Raw genomic sequence first — 17,042 nt, 5'->3', positions numbered from 1 at the left:
TTCGGCGTGAGCGGATTTCCTTAACCAGAGGAGACGCTCATGCGCCCGAACTCTCGAAAATCCCTCATCAAACCCCGCTCCCAGGCTTTCCAGGCTCAGGGTGGTCGCTGCTACTACTGCCACCTGCCGATGTGGCAGGCCAATCCCGAACAGTTCGCCGCCCGACATGGGCTGACCCTGGGTCAGGTGCAGGCCTTGCGCTGCACCGGTGAGCACCTGGTCGCGCACAAGGATGGTGGTGGAGTGGGACACGGAAACATTGTGGCTGCCTGCTGGCGTTGCAACCACGGGCGGCACGCCCGGAAGGCAGAGCTGTCGCCGGAGCAGTTCAAGAATCACGTGGGGAAAAGGATGAAGCGGCAGGGCTGGCACAGCGAAGGGCTGCACCGGCTGAAGGGGGAGGGGATGTGCCCAGATCGGGCGAGAAGGGGCGCACCGAGTGATACCAATTTTGATACCAATCGGTGCGTTTTGGTGGGTGCTCGCGTGCGCTAAACCCTTGATTTCTCTACTCTCAGACAACCGAGAAAACCCCTTCCATACCGCATGGTGATGTTGGCGGTAGAGATCACGGTGGAATCCTGAGCTTGGGGCGCACGTAGCGCAAAAAGGGCGCGATTGTAGCGTTTCTGGTTCGGGAAAGGGGTAATCGATCTTCGCCATCGATCCGGTCGCCCGTCGTAGCGCATCCAGTTATATTTCGTGGTGAATATCTGAAATTCGGCAAATAAATTGGATGAATATGTTGGGCGCACGCATGCTTTGGTCAACCCGTAATCGAGAAGCCAACCATGCCGGAGATCCCGTTCATCCTCGCCAGCCTTGACCGGACGCAGGAGCGTTAGGCTGGACACAAGGGTGTTGTTACGCCCAATCCGCTGCCCGGTTTCCCGGTGCCGACGTCCGCCGAATAGGCACATTCATTGAAAACCCAGGGCGAAGGTTTGGCCTTCGCCTCCTTTCGCAAAAGGAGACCACCATGGTGCTCAAAGATATTCTTCCCGGCCAACTGGGCTTCGGTACCGCCCCGCTGGGCAACATGTTCCGCGACATTCCCGAGGAGGAAGCACGGGCGACAGTGGACGCCGCGTGGAACGACGGCATCCGCTACTTCGACAATGCGCCGTTCTACGGTGCGGGGTTGGCGGAAATCCGCATGGGTGAGGCGCTCGCCGGCAGGCGTCGCGAAGACTACGTCATCAGCACCAAGGTCGGCCGCCTGATACTCGACGAAGTCGAGGACGTGAATGCCCGCGACCTCGGTGAAAAGGGCGATGTCTTCCGCTACGGCCGCCCGAACCGGATCGTCAACGACTATTCCGAGGCCGCCACCCTGCGCTCCATCGAAGACAGCCTCAAGCGACTGCGGACCGATCACATCGAGATCGTTTGGGTCCATGACGTGGCCCAGGACTTCTACGGCGACGAATGGCTCAGCGTATTCGAAAGCGCGCGCAAGGGTGCTTTCAGGGCTCTCGACCGACTGCGCGATGAAGGCGTGATCAAGGCCTGGGGCCTGGGCGTCAACCGGGTAGAGCCCATCGAACTGCTGCTCGACCTCGATGAACCGCGCCCAGATGGCTTCCTGCTTGCGGGCCGCTACACGCTGCTCGACCATGAGCGCGCCTTGCAGCGGGTGATGCCGCAGGTGGCAGCGCGCGGCCTGGGCATAGTCGTCGGCGGCCCCTACAGCTCCGGCGCGCTCGTCGGCGGCCCCAACTTCGAGTACGCACCGGCCACGCCCGAGATACTCGCCAGGGTCGCCCGGATCAAGGCCATCGCCGATCGCTATGGCATCAGCATGAAGGCCGCGGGGCTCCAGTTCGCCCTGGCCAACCCGGCGGTGGCCGCGGTCATCCCAGGGGCCAGCAAGCCCGGCCGCATCGCCGAGGACCGCGCCGCGCTGAACGAAGTGGTGCCGGCCGATTTCTGGCGCGAACTGCGCAGCGCCGGATTGGTCGACCCGGCCGCGCCGCTGCCGATCGCGGATTGAGGCGCGCGAAGTGGCCGGGGCGATGGCCCCGGTCACAGGCCTGTCGCAAAAGTGTCAACTTCCGGCGTTAGCCTGACTCGGCTTCCACGGCATATTCGATGCGGCAGCGCATCCCCACACCTTCGCGGTGCAGGCCAACCTCATCAGTTGGCCTTTTTTCTGCCTGCCGCTTCTGCTGTGGTCCCACCGGGTTCAGCGGAGCAGTCCATGGAAATCGCGATCCAGCAGGTCAATCGTGGCGGCAAGGAAGAGTGGCAGGTAGAAGCCCTCGGTATGAAGGTGCCGTTCCGTGATCGTGCCTCGGCGCTGGCATTTGCGGTCAGGTTGCAGGAGCGTGTGGACGCCCCGCACTGGTTGCCGAGACGGGAGCAGCCAGCGTCCACGGAAGAGTGAAGTCGCGCCCTGTCGTTTTCAGCTATTGCCTGCCGGGTGTCCGCTGCGGCAAGAATGCGCCTTCAGGACCAGCAGGAGATAGCACGTGAAGAAGACTCGGTTTTTCGCTGTATTGGCCTTGCAGGCCTGCGCGGTCGCGGCAGTGGCGGGGGAGTGGCCGCAGGGCGGTGGTGAGAAGTTCACCCAGGAGTGCGTTACCAGCGCGGCGCGGCAGGTTCCGCCGGACAAGGCCGCTGCCTACTGCAAGTGCTCCAACGGCATGATGCAGGAGGCGTTCACCTCCCAGCAGTTGGTGGGCGTCACCGAAGGTCGTAAACCTACCGAAGAAGAGCTGACCGTCCTGACCGATATCTCGCGTTTCTGCGCTCGCGAAACCTTGCAGTGAGCCGGTAACAAGAGCGTCACATTCGCTCCCCAGAATGGGCACTGCGCCACGGACGGTGCCCATTCCCCCGCAATGCCCTCATTCCCTGAAGAACACCTGCACCAGGTGATAGCCGAACTGGCTTTTTACCGGACCGTGGATCACCCGTACGGGTTTCTTGAAAATCACCTGATCGATCACCCGCACCATCTGGCCGGGGCGCACCTCGCCCAGGTCGCCGCCGCGCTTGGCGGATGGGCAAATGGAGTGCTTCTTGGCCAGGGTGGCGAAGTCTTCGCCTTTATCCAGGCGCTTCTTCAGTTGCTCGGCTTCCGCCTCGGTCTTGACCAGAATATGGCGGGCAAGGGCCTTGGCCATGGGATTTCCTCTTGGAGTGTGGAGCGGTTCATTGTGCCAGCACGGGCCGCCGCCATACAGTTGCTGACCTGTGATCCGCCACGCGGATGCCTTCACACCTGACCGGACGCGCACACCCATGGACCTCTCATCGATGCTGAAAATCCTGGCCAGCCAGGATGGTTCCGACCTCTACCTGTCCACGGGCGCGCCGCCCTGTGCCAAGTTCAACGGCCTGCTCCGACCGCTCAGCAATGAGCCGCTGAAAGCCGGCGACGTGGCGAAGATTGCCGAATCCATCATGGATGCCGAGCAGCGCGCCGAGTTCGACCGCGAGTTGGAAATGAACCTGGCCATCTCGCTGCCGAACATTGGCCGTTTCCGTATCAACATCTTCCGCCAGCGCAACGAAGTGTCCATCGTCGCGCGGAACATCAAGCTGGACATCCCGCGTTTCGAAGACCTCAAGCTGCCCGAAGTGCTGCTGAAAATGGTGATGGAAAAGCGCGGCCTGGTGCTCTTCGTCGGCGGTACGGGGTCCGGCAAGTCCACCTCCCTGGCGGCGCTGATCGACTACCGCAACCGCAACACCGGCGGCCACATCATCACCATCGAAGACCCGGTGGAGTACGTGCACCGGCACAAGAAATCCATCATCAACCAGCGCGAGGTGGGGGTGGACACCCGCAGCTTCCACGCGGCGCTGAAGAACACCCTGCGCCAGGCGCCGGATGTGATCCTGATCGGCGAGATTCGCGACCGCGAGACCATGGAGCACGCCCTGGCCTTCGCCGACACCGGCCACCTGGCCATTTCCACGCTGCACGCCAACAACGCCAACCAGGCGCTGGACCGTATCATCAACTTCTTCCCCGAAGAGCGCCGTCCGCAGCTGCTCAACGACCTGGGCAACAACCTCAAGGCGTTCGTCTCCCAGCGCCTGGTGCGCACTCAGGACGGCAAACGCCGGGCGGCAGTGGAGGTGCTGCTGGGTACCTCGACCATCAGCGACCTGATCAAGCGCGGGGAATTCCACTCCATCAAGGAGATCATGGAAAAGTCCCGCGGCCTGGGCATGCAGACCTTCGACCAGGCGTTGTTCGACCTGGTGGTGGAGGGCGCCATTCCCGAGGACGAGGCGATCAAGAACGCCGACTCGGCCAACAACCTGCGCCTGAAACTCAAGCTCTACCGTGATGGTCCTGCCTCTGCACCGGTGCCGGCAGCCGCCCCAGCCCCCATAGCGGCGCCTGCCCGTACTGAAGATGCCGCCAGCTGGGGCCTGGAACTGAAGCTCGAAGAGCTGGAAGAGGACGGGCCGGAGGAGCCGGGGCCTCGCTAATGGGGCGGAGGAATGCTTGTCTTGTGGGGGCGAATTCATTCGCTGACCGGACCGAAGGTTCGGCCATGGACACCCTGGGGCAGCTTCGCTGCCCTTAGCGATTGAAATCGCCCTCACAGGCAGAATCACGACCGATTCCAGCCGGATGGCGCTCAACCTGTACGGCCAGATTTAATCGCGTCTGTACATAGCAACCGCACCCCGGCCCGCATAGATTCGCTGCATGCCCCAACCGATCCGGGAGGTCGTGATGCGTATCGCTGTACTGACGTTCGAAGGCTTCAACGAGCTGGACTCCTTCGTGGCCGCCGGCCTGCTCAACCGCATGCGCGGGCAGGGCTGGCGGGCGGAAATCACGTCCCCCAGCGAATGGGTCACTTCGATGAACGGCGTGCGGGTGCAGGCCCAGCAGCCCCTGGAGGCGGCCAACACGGCGGACGTCGTGCTGTTCGGCAGCGGCATCCAGACGCGTGAAATCGCCAAGGACCGCAGCATCCTCGACCGCCTGCGCCTGGACCCGCAGCGCCAACTGATCGGTTCGCAATGCTCCGGCGCCCTGCTCATGGCCAGGCTTGGCCTGCTCGGTAACCTGCCGGCCTGCACTGACCTCACCACCAAACCCTGGGTGATCGAGGCTGGCGTCCAGGTGCTCGATCAGCCGTTCTTCGCCAGCGGCAACCTGGCCACCGCCGGCGGTTGCCTGTCCGCGCCGTACCTGGCGGCCTGGGTGATCGCCAAACTAGCCGGCGAGGATGCCTGCGCCACGGCCCTGCATTATGTGGCGCCGGTCGGGGAGAAGGAGGCGTACATGGAACGGGCCCTGGGTGTGATCAGGCCCTACCTTTAGGCCGGCATCCTGTGGGGGCGATTTCATTCGTCAAGGGCGGCGGAGCTGCCCCGCAGGGCTTCAGGCCGAACCTTCGGTCCGGTTGGCGAATGATTTCGCCCCTATAAGCTCGGGCAGGTCCCGGAACAGCTCCAGCGCCTGCGGATTGGCCAGGGCGTCGGTGTTCTTCACCGGCCGGCCGTGCACCACATTGCGTACCGCCAGCTCGACGAGCTTGCCGCTCAGGGTCCTGGGAATGTCGGCTACGGCGATAATCTTCGCCGGCACATGGCGTGGCGTGGTGTTGGCGCGGATCACCTGGCGGATACGCTCGCGCAGGGCGTCGTCCAGCACCACCCCGTCACGCAAGCGAACGAACAGCACCACCCGCACATCGCCTTGCCAGTCCTGGCCGATGGCGATGGACTCCAGCACCTCTTCTACCTTTTCCACCTGGCGATAGATTTCGGCGGTGCCGATGCGCACGCCGCCGGGGTTGAGCACCGCGTCGGAGCGGCCGTGGATCACCAGGCCACCGTGCGGGGTTTCCTCGGCGTAGTCGCCATGGGCCCAGACGCCGGGGAAGGTGTCGAAGTAGGCCGCCTTGAACTTCGCACCGTCCGGATCGTTCCAGAAGCCCACCGGCATCGACGGGAAGTGCCGGGCGCAGACCAGCTCACCCTTCTCGCCAAACACCCGCTTGCCGTCCTCGTTCCACACCTGCACGTCCATCCCCAGACCCTTGCATTGCAGCTCGCCGCGCCAGACGGGCAGCACCGGATTGCCCAGGGCGAAGCAGGACACGATGTCCGTGCCGCCGGATATCGAGGACAGGCACAGCTCGCCCTTGATGTTGCGGTACACGTACTCGAAGCTTTCGTGGGACAGCGGTGAGCCGGTGGAAAGCAGCGCCTTCAGGCGTTCCAGGCGGTGGCTTTGGCGTGGCCTGGCGCCGGCCTTCTCCAGCGCGGCGAGGTACTTGGCGCTGGTGCCAAAGATGCTGATGCCCTCGGCATCGATCAGGTCCATCAGGCGCTCGGGGCCGGGATGGAAGGGCGAGCCGTCGTAGAGCACCAGCGTGGCGCCGAGGGCGAGGCCGGAAACCAGCCAGTTCCACATCATCCAGCCGCATGTGGTGAAGTAGAACAGGGTGTCCGAGGCCGACAGGTCGCAATGCAGGCCGTGTTCCTTGACGTGCTGCAGCAAGGTGCCGCCCACCCCGTGGACGATGCACTTGGGCACCCCGGTGGTGCCGCTGGAGTAGAGGATGTACAGCGGGTGGTCGAAGGGCACCGGGACGAACACCGGCTCGCCGCCGGGCTGATAGAGGTCGTTCCACAAGGCCACCCGGGCACGGGTGGTGAAGTCCTCCGGCCGCGCTTCGGCCTGGGAGTAGGGCACCACCACCAACTGTTCCAGCCAAGGCATGCGCTCGAGAATTTCATTGAGCTTGCCCGTCAGGTCCAGGTTCTTGCCGGCGTAACGGTAGCCGGCAGCGGCGATCAGCACCTTGGGCTCGATCTGGCCGAAGCGGTCGATCACCCCCTGGGTGCCGAAGTCCGGCGAGCAGGATGACCAGGTGGCGCCCAGGCTGGTGGCGGCGAGCATGCCGGCGACGGTCTGCCAGGTGTTCGGCATGAAGGCTACCACCCGATCACCGACGCCCACGCCCATGGTTTTCAGGCTCTGTTGCAGGCCGGCGACATGGGCGGCCAGTTCGGCGTAGGTCAGTTGCAGGCGGCTGCCGTCTTCGCCGATGGCCACCAGGGCCGGATGGCCGTCGCGACGGCGCAGCAGGTGTTCAGCGAAGTTCAGCGTGGCGCCGGGGAACCAGCGGGCGTCGGGCATCACGCTGCTTTCTTGCAGAACGGCGCTGGGTAGCGCGCTGAAACGGATGTCGAAAAACTCGACGATCGCCTGCCAGAAGGCCTCGCGACGATCCAGGCTCCAGGCATGCAGGGCAGGGTAGTCGGGCAGGTCCAGCCCCTGTTGCCGGCTGACCTGGCGGCGGAAGGCATCCATGCGGGTGGCGGCGATCCGCGCTGGGCTGGGAGTCCACAGTGGCTGATCCATCTGCGCATCCTCATCTTGCGAGTCTTGGGTCGTCCGTCTGCTATCAGCATAGGCCCTGGCTCAAGGCCGGGGCAGGTCGAGGCGGTTCCAGTCGGGGGTGTGCAGCAGCACGTCACTCAGTGCCTGGGCAGCGGTGGAAAGCGTGTGCTCGGCCAACCGCAGCAGGCCCACGCGGCGCTCCACCTGGGGGCTGTGCAGGGCGATGCAGTGGGCGCCCAACTCTTCCATCTGCTGGATGCACAGGCTGGGCACGGCGCTGACGCCCAACCCTTGGGCCACCATCCGGCCCACGGTCACCAGTTGGTGGCTCTCGAAGGCGACCGGCAGGCGGCCATGCTGCGGAGCGAGTACTTCTTCCAGCATCAGCCGCACCGCGGATGGGCGTTGCAGGGTGATGAAGTTTCCCTGCAGCAGCTCTGCCCAGCCCACCTCGGCGCGCTGGGCCAGCGCGCAGTCGGCGGGCACCACGGCGACGAAGCGGTCGGTGTAGAAGGGCGTGAAGTCGAGCCCGTCGAGGGACTCGGGTTCGAAGGCGATACCCAGCTCCACCCGCCGGTTGCGCACCATCTCCAGCACCTGCTCGTTGATCACGTCATGCACCGCCACGTTGACCTTGGGGTGCTGGTCGCGGAAGGCCTTGAGCGCGGCCGGCAGCAGGTTGCCGGCGAAGGAGGGCATGGCGGCGATGGAGACCTTGCCCAATTGCAGGGTGAAGTGCTGGCGCAGCAGTTCCTCGGCATTGTCCCAGTCCGCCAGCAGGCGCCGGGCGATGGGCAGCAGGGTTTCCCCTTCGGGCGTCAGGGCGACGCTGCGCGTCGTGCGCACCAGCAACTGGCCGCCGAGGGATTCCTCCAGGTTCTTGATCGCCAGGCTCAGCGCCGGCTGGGACAGGTGCAGCCGTTCGCAGGCCTGGGCGAAGCTCAGGCTCTGGGCTACAGCGAGGAAGGCGCGCAACTGCTTGATGGTCATTGATTTGGTTTGCTTATGAATCGTTAGGAAAAACAAACTTAACAAATCAGTCTGTGCAGGAGAAGCTCTGACCCACTCACCGGCGGCACTGCGCCGCGACCAATAAAGACAAGAGGCACATGAGCATGAGTGGACTCGACAAGCGAGTAAGCAGCTACGAGGAAGCCCTGGACGGGCTGACAGACAACATGACCGTCCTGGCCGGTGGTTTCGGCCTTTGTGGCATCCCCGAGAACCTGATCGCCGAGATCCGCCGCCGTGGCGTCACGGGCCTCACCGTGGTTTCCAATAACTGTGGCGTCGATGGTTTCGGCCTCGGCGTGCTGCTGGAAGACCGCCAGATCCGCAAGATGGTTGCCTCCTACGTGGGTGAGAACGCCCTGTTCGAGAAGCAACTGCTGAGCGGCGAGCTGGAAGTCGAACTGACCCCGCAAGGCACCCTGGCCGAGAAACTGCGCGCAGGTGGTGCCGGTATTCCGGCCTTCTTCACCGCCACCGGCTACGGCACCCCGGTTGCCGAAGGCAAGGAAGTGCGCGAGTTCAACGGCCGTCCTCATATCCTCGAACCGTCCATCACCGGTGACTTCGCCATCGTCAAGGGCTGGAAGGCCGACTACTACGGCAACGTGATCTACCGCCACACCGCGCAGAACTTCAACCCGGTGGTGGCCACTGCCGGCCGCATCACCGTGGTCGAAGTCGAAGAGATCGTCGCGCCGGGCGAACTGGACCCGACCCAGATCCACACTCCGGGCATCTATGTCGACCGCATCATTCTGGGCAGTTTTGAGAAGCGCATCGAAAAGCGCACCGTCCGCTCCTGATCACGACAAGAAGAATTCGAGGAAATCGACATGGCACTGACCCGCGAACAAATGGCCCAGCGCGTGGCCCGCGAACTGAAAGATGGCTACTACGTCAACCTGGGCATCGGCATCCCGACCCTGGTGGCCAACTACGTACCCGAAGGCATGGAAGTGATGCTGCAGTCCGAGAACGGCCTGCTGGGCATGGGCGCCTTCCCCACCGAAAATGAAGTCGATGCCGACATGATCAACGCCGGCAAACAGACCGTTACCGCGGTCAAGGGCGCGTCCATCTTCTCCTCGGCCGAGTCGTTCGCGATGATCCGCGGCGGCCACGTCGACCTGACCGTGCTCGGCGCCTTCGAGGTGGACGTCCACGGCAACATCGCTTCCTGGATGATCCCCGGCAAGCTGGTCAAGGGCATGGGCGGCGCCATGGACCTGGTCGCCGGTGCCGACAACATCATCGTCACCATGACCCACGCCTCCAAGGACGGTGAGTCCAAGCTGCTGGAACGCTGCGAGCTGCCGCTGACCGGCGCTGGCTGCATCCGCAAGGTGTTGACCGACCTGGCCTACCTGGAGATCGAGAACGGTGCCTTCATCCTGCGTGAAACCGCGCCGGGCGTGAGCATCGCCGAAATCGCCGAGAAAACCGCCGGCCGCCTGATCGTCCCCGACGACGTGGTTGAAATGACCTTTTGATTGCTCTACCGCTCCGGAGGAGGCCACCACGCATGGTGTCCTCCGGCGCGGTCTTTTCGTTTTGTAGTTCGTAGGATGGGTGGCGCGGAGCGATACCCATCAATCGAGAGCCGCCCCATGTGGTGCAGGAGTTCCAAACATGCAAGATGTCGTTATCGTCGCCGCCACCCGCACCGCCATCGGCAGTTTCCAGGGTGCCCTGGCGAACATTCCCGCCCCGGAACTGGGCGCTGCGGTGATCCGCCAGTTGCTGGCCCAGACCGGCCTCGACGGCGCAGAAGTGGATGAAGTCATCCTCGGCCAGGTGCTCACCGCAGGCTCCGGCCAGAACCCGGCCCGTCAGGCGGCGATCCTCGCCGGCCTGCCGCACGCGGTACCGGCCATGACCCTGAACAAGGTCTGCGGCTCCGGCCTCAAGGCCCTGCACCTGGCGGCCCAGGCGATCCGCTGTGGAGACGCCGAGGTGATCATCGCCGGTGGCCAGGAGAACATGAGCCTGGCGCCCTACGTGATGCCGGGTGCCCGCACCGGTCTGCGCATGGGCCATGCCAAGCTGGTCGACACCATGATCCAGGACGGCCTGTGGGACGCCTTCAACGACTACCACATGGGCATCACCGCCGAGAACCTGGTGGAGAAGTACGGCATCAGCCGTGAAGCCCAGGACGCCTTCGCCGCTGCCTCGCAGCAGAAGGCCGTGGCCGCCATCGAAGGTGGGCGATTCGTGGATGAGATCACCCCGATCCTGATCCCGCAGCGCAAGGGCGACCCCGTTGCCTTCGCCACGGACGAGCAGCCGCGCGCCGGCACCACAGCCGAAGCCCTGGCCAAGCTCAAGCCGGCCTTCAAGAAAGACGGCAGCGTCACTGCCGGCAATGCCTCCAGCCTCAACGACGGCGCCGCCGCCGTGTTGCTGATGAGCGCCGCCAAGGCCAAGGCCCTCGGCCTGCCGGTGCTGGCTCGCATCGCCAGCTATGCCAACGCCGGCGTCGACCCGGCGATCATGGGCATCGCCCCGGTCTCGGCGACCCGTCGCTGTCTGGAAAAGGCCGGCTGGAACCTGGCTGATCTCGACCTGATCGAAGCCAACGAAGCCTTCGCCGCCCAGGCGCTGTCCGTCGGGCAGGAGCTGGGCTGGGATGCCGGCAAGGTCAACGTCAACGGCGGCGCCATCGCCCTGGGCCATCCCATTGGCGCCTCCGGCTGCCGCGTGCTGGTGAGCCTGCTGCACGAAATGATCAAGCGCGATGCGAAGAAGGGCCTGGCGACCCTGTGCATCGGCGGCGGCCAAGGTGTAGCCCTGGCCATCGAACGCTAAGCCGCAATACACCCGACCCGCATTGCGGGTCATGTAGGGTGGATCGATAAAGCGCGATCCACCCTACGATTGCTTCACCCATAACTAGAAAGCTCCAACGGACCGGGCCCACCTGGTCCTCGCAAGGCCATCACGCACGAGCCCAAGGCCGAAAGGTTTACGGGCACCCGACCTCACCATGCCCCTGATGGGCGTGGCGTCGTCGTTTCAGACAGAAAGAGGGCAGAGACCCTCGGATTCGATCAAGACCACTGTCCCGGCGCCCGGCCGCCATTGCGGCTGGGCGATTGCCGATAAAAACAACACTCCCGAGGTACCCGATGGCCACAACACTTCAAGAAAGCCGCTCAGCACGCTTTGCCATGCGTTGCTCGAACTGGGCGGAACGCTGGTTCCCTGATTCCTGGGTCTTTGCCGCAGTCGCCGTTCTGCTGGTGACGGTCGCAGCCCTGGCGATGGGCGCGCCGGCCAGCCAGGCCGCCAAAGCTTTTGGCGACGGATTCTGGAGCCTGATTCCCTTCACCATGCAGATGGCCTTCGTGGTCATCGGCGGCTATGTGGTTGCCAGCTCCGGCCCGGCGTCGCGCCTGATCGATCTGTTGGCCCGCGTGCCGAAGAACGGCCGCTCGGCCGTGTGCTGGGTAGCGCTGATCTCCATGGTCGCGTCGCTGCTGAACTGGGGCCTGTCGCTGGTGTTCGGCGGCTTGCTGGTGCGCGCCCTGGCCCGCCGTGAAGAACTGAAGATGGACTACCGCGCCGCCGGTGCCGCCGCCTACCTGGGTCTGGGCGCCGTGTGGGCCCTTGGTCTGTCCTCGTCGGCCGCGCAGTTGCAGGCCAACCCGGCCAGCCTGCCGCCGTCGATTCTCGCCATCACCGGCGTGATTCCCTTCACCGAAACCATCTTCCTCTGGCAGTCGGGCGTGATGCTGCTGGCGCTGATGGTGGTGTCCCTGGTGATCGCCTACATGACCGCACCCAGCGCCGCCAGTGCGCGTGATGCCAAGTCCTGCGGCGTTGATCCGAGCTTCACCGCGCCGCCGCAAGTCAAGCCGACCCGTCCGGGCGAATGGCTGGAACATAGCCCGTTGCTGATCATCCTGCTGGTGGTGCTGGCCGGTGGCTGGCTGGCCCAGGAGTTCGCCAGCAAGCCGGCGATCACTGCCATTTCCGGCCTGAACACCTACAACCTGCTGTTCATCATGGCGGGCGCGCTGCTGCACTGGCGCCCGCGCAGCTTCCTCGATGCCGTGACCCGTGCGGTGCCCACCACCACGGGCGTGCTGATCCAGTTCCCGCTGTACGGTTCCATCGCTGCGATCATGACCACGGTCAAGGGTGTCGACGGCCAGACCCTGGCGCACCACATCTCCACCTTCTTCGTGCAGATCGCCAACCACGACACCTACGCGCTGCTGATGGGCGTGTACTCAGCCGTGCTGGGCTTCTTCATCCCGTCCGGTGGCGGCAAGTGGATCATCGAGGCGCCCTACGTGATGCAGGTGGCGAATGAACTGCAGTACCACCTGGGCTGGTCGGTGCAGATCTACAACGCCGCCGAGGCGCTGCCGAACCTGATCAACCCCTTCTACATGCTGCCGCTGCTGGGCGTGCTGGGCCTGAAGGCGCGCGACCTGATCGGCTTCTCCTTCGTCCAGTTGCTGGTGCATATCCCGCTGGTGCTGGTGCTGCTGTGGGGCCTGGGCAAGACGCTGGCCTACATTCCGCCGGTCATGCCCTGACGTTTCGACTCGGGGGTGACCCTCACCCCCAGCCCCTCTCCATGCCGCGGAGCGGGGCTCGTGCCTGACCGTCCGCGCGAGCCCGGCAGTCGGCGCGAATAGTCTCCGCCTCCCTCCAGGCGAGGGGCAGTGAAGATCGTTGGTCCCGGAACGGGGCCAACTTCTCCCTTTTTTACGCTTTCTTGATGGCTCCGCTCGCCCTCTGGACTCGTTCCTTTACGCCCTCCGTTCCGACAATGGCTCCACGGCGGCATAGACCGCATTCAGGAGCACAAGCAATGAGCATTCTCGACGGGGTGTCCCTGGTTCTGGCCATGGGACTTTTCATTTATTTGCTGGTCGCGCTGCTGCGCGCCGAGCGCGGCTAGGAGGCCACATGCAACTTCAGGACATCGGCCTCATCCTGGCCTTCTTCGTGCTGGTGTTGGCGCCGGCACCTTTCCTCGGACGTTTCTTCTACCGGGTGATGGAGGGGCAACGCACCTTCCTGACCCCGGTTTTCTCGCCCGTCGAGCGTTTCTGCTACCGCGTCTCCGGCGTCGACTCCGAGCGAGAGCAGGACTGGAAGACCTACGCGCTGGCCCTGGTGGCTTTTTCCCTCGCCAGCCTGGTCGTTCTGTTCGCCATCCTCATGCTGCAAGGTGGATTGCCGCTGAACCCGCAGAAATTGCCGGGCCTGGAGTGGAGCCTGGCGTTCAACACTGCCGTCAGCTTCATGACCAATACCAATTGGCAGGCCTACAGCGGTGAAGCCAGCCTGAGCTACTTCAGCCAAATGGTCGGCCTGGGCGTGCAGAACTTCGTCAGCCCTGCTGTCGGCCTGGCCGTACTGGTCGTGTTCTGCCGCGGTATTGCCCGTCGTTCGACCGACAGCATCGGCAACTTCTGGGTGGACCTGACTCGCGCGACCCTCTACGTGCTGCTGCCTCTGTGCCTGCCGCTGGCGCTGTTCCTGGTCTGGCAGGGCGTTCCGCAAAGCTTCTTCGACTACGCCCACGCCGTGACCCTGCAGGGCGCCGACCAGAGCATCCCGCTGGGACCTGCCGCCAGCCAGATCGCCATTAAGCAACTGGGCACCAACGGTGGCGGCTTCTTCGGCGTCAACTCGGCGCACCCGTTCGAGAACCCCACGGCCTGGAGCAACTTGCTGGAGATGGCGTCCATCATCCTGATCCCGGCGGCCCTGGTGTTCACTTTTGGCCACTACGTCAAGGACCTGCGCCAGAGCCGTGCGCTGCTGGCCTGCATGCTGGTGCTGTTCGTCATCGGCCTGGGCGTGACCCTGTACAGCGAATACCAACCGAACCCGGCGCTGGCTGCACTGCCGATCGAGCAGAGCGGTTCGCTGGAAGGCAAGGAGAGTCGACTCGGTATCGCCGCTTCGGCGCTCTGGGCCGTGACCACCACTGCTGCGTCCAACGGTTCGGTCAACGCCATGCATGACAGCTTCAGTGCCCTGGGCGGCATGGTGCCAATGTTCAACATGATGCTCGGCGAGATCATCTTTGGCGGCGTTGGTGCTGGTCTCTACGGCATGCTGCTGTTCGTGCTGATCGCCGTATTCCTCGCCGGCCTGATGATCGGCCGCACCCCGGAATACCTCGGCAAGAAGTTGGAAGCCCGCGAAGTCCGTCTGCTGGTGGCGACCCTGCTGGTGATGCCGGTTGGCGTGCTGGTGTTCTGCGGCCTGGCCATCAGCCTTGAAGGCCCTGCGGCTTCCATCACCAACCCCGGCGCCCACGGCTTCAGCCAGGCCCTTTATGCCTACACCTCGGGTACCGCCAACAACGGTTCGGCCTTCGCCGGCTTCGGCGCCAACACGCCGTTCCATAACGTGTTGATCGGCCTTGCCATGATCCTTGGCCGCTTCGGCTACATCCTCCCGGTGCTGGCCATCGCCGGCAGTCTGGCAGCGAAGAAGCGCGCGCCGCTTGGCGCCAACAGCTTCCCTACCCACGGCCCGCTGTTCGTCACCTTGCTGATCCTGACCATTCTGCTGGTCGGCGGCCTGACCTTCCTGCCGGCGTTGGCCCTTGGGCCGATCGCTGAACACCTTGCGCTGATCCAGGGCTTCTAACGGAGAACCAACATGAATGCCCCCATGCAGGCGCTCAAAGGCGCCAAGCAGCAACCCAAGACCTCCTTCGCCGCGCTGTGGAAACCGGCGCTGCGCCAGGCCTTCGTCAAACTGGACCCGCGCCAGCTGGTACGTTCGCCGGTTATCCTGGTGGTCGAGCTGACCGCGGTGCTTACCACCGTTCTCTGCTTCATCCCCAACCCGGCGGTGAGCACCGGCCTGGCCGTACAGATCGCCCTCTGGCTGTGGTTCACCGTGCTCTTCGCCAACTTCGCCGAAGCCCTGGCCGAGGGCCGTGGCAAGGCCCGCGCCGACAGCCTGCGTGCCGGTAGCCAGGGCCTGACCGCGCGCCGCCGCAAGGCCAATGGCCAGTTCGAGACCGTTCCGGCCGCGAGCCTGCGTCGTGGTGACGTGGTGCGTGTAGAAGCCGGTGAACTGATCCCCGGTGATGGTGAAGTGATCGAAGGCATCGCCGCGGTCAACGAAGCGGCCATCACGGGCGAATCGGCGCCGGTGATCCGCGAGTCCGGCGGCGACCGTTCCGCCGTCACCGGCAACACGCGCATCGTTTCCGACTGGCTGCTGGTGAACATCACCGCCAACCCCGGTGAGTCCACCCTGGACCGGATGATCGCCCTGGTGGAGGGTGCCAAGCGCCAGAAAACCCCCAACGAGGTGGCGCTGGACATCCTGCTGCTGGGCCTGACGCTGATCTTCCTGTTGGTGGTGGCCACCCTGCAGCCCTTCGCCCGCTATGCCGGTGGCGACCTGCCGCTGGTCTATCTGGTAGCGCTGCTGGTGACCCTGATCCCCACCACCATCGGCGGCCTGCTGTCGGCCATCGGCATCGCCGGCATGGACCGCCTGGTGCGCCTGAACGTGATCGCCAAGTCCGGACGTGCAGTAGAGGCCGCGGGTGACGTGCATGTGCTGCTGCTGGACAAGACCGGCACCATCACCTTCGGTAACCGCCGTTGCAGCGCGATGATCAAGGCCCCCGGCGTGGCCGGCAAAGAGCTCTCCGACGCCGCGCTGCTGGCCTCGCTCGCCGACGAAACGCCGGAAGGCAAGTCCATCGTCGAATACCTGCGCGCACTGCACTCGATGCAAGAGCCTGCTCGTGACGAGATCACCGTCATTCCCTTCACCGCCGAGACGCGTCTCTCCGGCGCCGACTGGGCTGGCCACAGCTACCGAAAGGGTGCTGTGGATGCGGTACTCGACTGGGTCGGCATGAGTCGCGAGGACGTGCCGGCGCCGCTGGCCCGCGAGATCGAGAAGATCGCCCAGAGTGGCGGCACGCCGCTGCTGGTGGCGGCCGACGGAACACTGTTGGGCGCCATCCACCTCAAGGACGTGGTCAAGCCTGGCATCCGTGATCGCTTCGCCGAACTGCGCCAGATGGGCATCCGCACCGTGATGGTGACCGGCGACAACCCGCTTACCGCTGCTGCCATCGCTGCCGAGGCCGGGGTAGACGACGTGATCGCCGAGGCCACGCCGGAGAAGAAGCTGGCACGCATCCGCCAGGAGCAGGGCGAAGGCAAGATGGTCGCCATGTGCGGCGACGGCGCCAACGACGCACCGGCGCTGGCCCAGGCCGACGTGGGCCTGGCCATGAACGACGGCACCCAGGCCGCCCGCGAGGCTGCCAACCTGGTGGACCTGGATTCCGACCCCACCAAGCTGCTCGACGTGGTGCAGGTGGGCAAGGAACTGCTGGTGACCCGTGGCGCGCTCACCACCTTCTCGGTGGCCAACGACGTGGCCAAGTACTTCGCCATCCTCCCGGCGCTGTTCGCCGGCATCTACCCGCAGCTGGGTGTGCTGAACATCATGGAGCTGGCCAACCCGCAAAGCGCCATCCTCTCGGCCATCGTGTTCAACGCGCTGATCATCATCGGGCTGATTCCACTGGCCTTGCGCGGGGTGCGGGTGCAGGCCGCGGACGCCGCCAGCCTGCTGCGCCGCAACCTGCTGATCTACGGCCTGGGCGGCATCGTCGCGCCCTTCGTCGGCATCAAGCTGATCGACGTCCTGCTCAACGCAGTGGGACTGGTGTGAACCACCCCCTCTCCCT

16 protein-coding genes are annotated in these 17,042 nt (G+C 64.7%); 13 read left to right on the top strand and 3 right to left on the bottom strand.

Annotation, left to right across the window (positions count from 1 at the left end; all coding sequences use genetic code 11):
• The first annotated feature begins 39 nt into the window (after window positions 1-39).
• The 4 genes from E8F20_RS05685 (at window position 40) to E8F20_RS05670 (ending at window position 2,771) form a co-directional block, all read left to right on the top strand.
• Window positions 40-495, top strand: coding sequence for an HNH endonuclease (locus E8F20_RS05685; RefSeq protein WP_280282845.1), 456 nt, complete (start codon window positions 40-42; stop codon window positions 493-495).
• 484 nt (window positions 496-979) lie between these two features.
• Window positions 980-1,993, top strand: a complete 1,014-nt coding sequence (locus E8F20_RS05680; RefSeq protein WP_280282844.1) for an aldo/keto reductase — start codon at window positions 980-982, stop codon at window positions 1,991-1,993.
• 207 nt (window positions 1,994-2,200) lie between these two features.
• Complete coding sequence (locus E8F20_RS05675; RefSeq protein ID WP_280282843.1) at window positions 2,201-2,386, top strand: hypothetical protein; 186 nt, start codon at window positions 2,201-2,203, stop codon at window positions 2,384-2,386.
• 85 nt (window positions 2,387-2,471) lie between these two features.
• A complete protein-coding gene (locus E8F20_RS05670) occupies window positions 2,472-2,771 on the top strand; it encodes a hypothetical protein (protein ID WP_280282842.1) in 300 nt (99 codons plus the stop codon).
• A gap of 78 nt (window positions 2,772-2,849) precedes the next feature.
• Here E8F20_RS05670 and E8F20_RS05665 read toward each other — a convergent pair whose 3' ends face one another.
• Complete coding sequence (locus E8F20_RS05665) at window positions 2,850-3,128, bottom strand: peptidylprolyl isomerase (protein ID WP_028627186.1); 279 nt, start codon at window positions 3,126-3,128, stop codon at window positions 2,850-2,852.
• Between the two features lie 118 nt (window positions 3,129-3,246).
• Between E8F20_RS05665 and E8F20_RS05660 the strand changes: the two genes are divergently transcribed.
• Both E8F20_RS05660 and E8F20_RS05655 read left to right on the top strand, forming a co-directional pair.
• The gene (locus E8F20_RS05660; protein ID WP_280282841.1) at window positions 3,247-4,449 is read left to right on the top strand and encodes a PilT/PilU family type 4a pilus ATPase; all 1,203 of its coding nucleotides are present in this window, start codon (window positions 3,247-3,249) and stop codon (window positions 4,447-4,449) included.
• Window positions 4,450-4,699: 250 nt separating this feature from the next.
• Complete coding sequence (locus tag E8F20_RS05655; RefSeq protein ID WP_280282840.1) at window positions 4,700-5,296, top strand: DJ-1/PfpI family protein; 597 nt, start codon at window positions 4,700-4,702, stop codon at window positions 5,294-5,296.
• Between the two features lie 60 nt (window positions 5,297-5,356).
• Here E8F20_RS05655 and E8F20_RS05650 read toward each other — a convergent pair whose 3' ends face one another.
• Window positions 5,357-7,348 carry an acetoacetate--CoA ligase gene (locus tag E8F20_RS05650; protein WP_280282839.1) on the bottom strand — a complete coding sequence of 664 codons (1,992 nt, stop codon included), beginning with the start codon at window positions 7,346-7,348 and terminating at the stop codon, window positions 5,357-5,359.
• A gap of 60 nt (window positions 7,349-7,408) precedes the next feature.
• On the bottom strand, window positions 7,409-8,317 hold the full coding sequence (locus E8F20_RS05645; RefSeq protein WP_280282838.1) for a LysR family transcriptional regulator: 909 nt from the start codon (window positions 8,315-8,317) through the stop codon (window positions 7,409-7,411).
• Window positions 8,318-8,442: 125 nt separating this feature from the next.
• Between E8F20_RS05645 and E8F20_RS05640 the strand changes: the two genes are divergently transcribed.
• The 7 genes from E8F20_RS05640 to kdpB all read left to right on the top strand — a co-directional run bounded on the left by E8F20_RS05640 (window position 8,443) and on the right by kdpB (window position 17,026).
• Window positions 8,443-9,141, top strand: a complete 699-nt coding sequence (locus E8F20_RS05640) for a CoA transferase subunit A (RefSeq protein ID WP_280282837.1) — start codon at window positions 8,443-8,445, stop codon at window positions 9,139-9,141.
• Window positions 9,142-9,171: 30 nt separating this feature from the next.
• Window positions 9,172-9,828: a CoA transferase subunit B gene (locus tag E8F20_RS05635; protein ID WP_028627191.1), complete on the top strand. Its 657-nt coding sequence runs from the start codon at window positions 9,172-9,174 to the stop codon at window positions 9,826-9,828.
• 139 nt (window positions 9,829-9,967) lie between these two features.
• Complete coding sequence (locus E8F20_RS05630) at window positions 9,968-11,146, top strand: acetyl-CoA C-acetyltransferase (protein ID WP_280282836.1); 1,179 nt, start codon at window positions 9,968-9,970, stop codon at window positions 11,144-11,146.
• A gap of 320 nt (window positions 11,147-11,466) precedes the next feature.
• A complete protein-coding gene (locus E8F20_RS05625; RefSeq protein WP_280282835.1) occupies window positions 11,467-12,885 on the top strand; it encodes a TIGR00366 family protein in 1,419 nt (472 codons plus the stop codon).
• Between the two features lie 278 nt (window positions 12,886-13,163).
• The gene (gene kdpF, locus E8F20_RS05620; RefSeq protein ID WP_036996920.1) at window positions 13,164-13,253 is read left to right on the top strand and encodes a K(+)-transporting ATPase subunit F; all 90 of its coding nucleotides are present in this window, start codon (window positions 13,164-13,166) and stop codon (window positions 13,251-13,253) included.
• Window positions 13,254-13,261: 8 nt separating this feature from the next.
• Window positions 13,262-14,962, top strand: a complete 1,701-nt coding sequence (gene kdpA / locus E8F20_RS05615) for a potassium-transporting ATPase subunit KdpA (protein ID WP_280282834.1) — start codon at window positions 13,262-13,264, stop codon at window positions 14,960-14,962.
• 12 nt (window positions 14,963-14,974) lie between these two features.
• The gene (kdpB, locus tag E8F20_RS05610) at window positions 14,975-17,026 is read left to right on the top strand and encodes a potassium-transporting ATPase subunit KdpB (protein WP_280282833.1); all 2,052 of its coding nucleotides are present in this window, start codon (window positions 14,975-14,977) and stop codon (window positions 17,024-17,026) included.
• The last annotated feature ends 16 nt before the right edge of the window (window positions 17,027-17,042 follow it).

It is taken from the genome of Pseudomonas sp. BN415 (assembly GCF_029871195.1).
GTDB lineage: Bacteria > Pseudomonadota > Gammaproteobacteria > Pseudomonadales > Pseudomonadaceae > Metapseudomonas > Metapseudomonas resinovorans.
The sequence above is the reverse complement of the archived record's forward strand: the minus strand, read 5'-3'. Positions and strand labels throughout refer to the sequence as shown.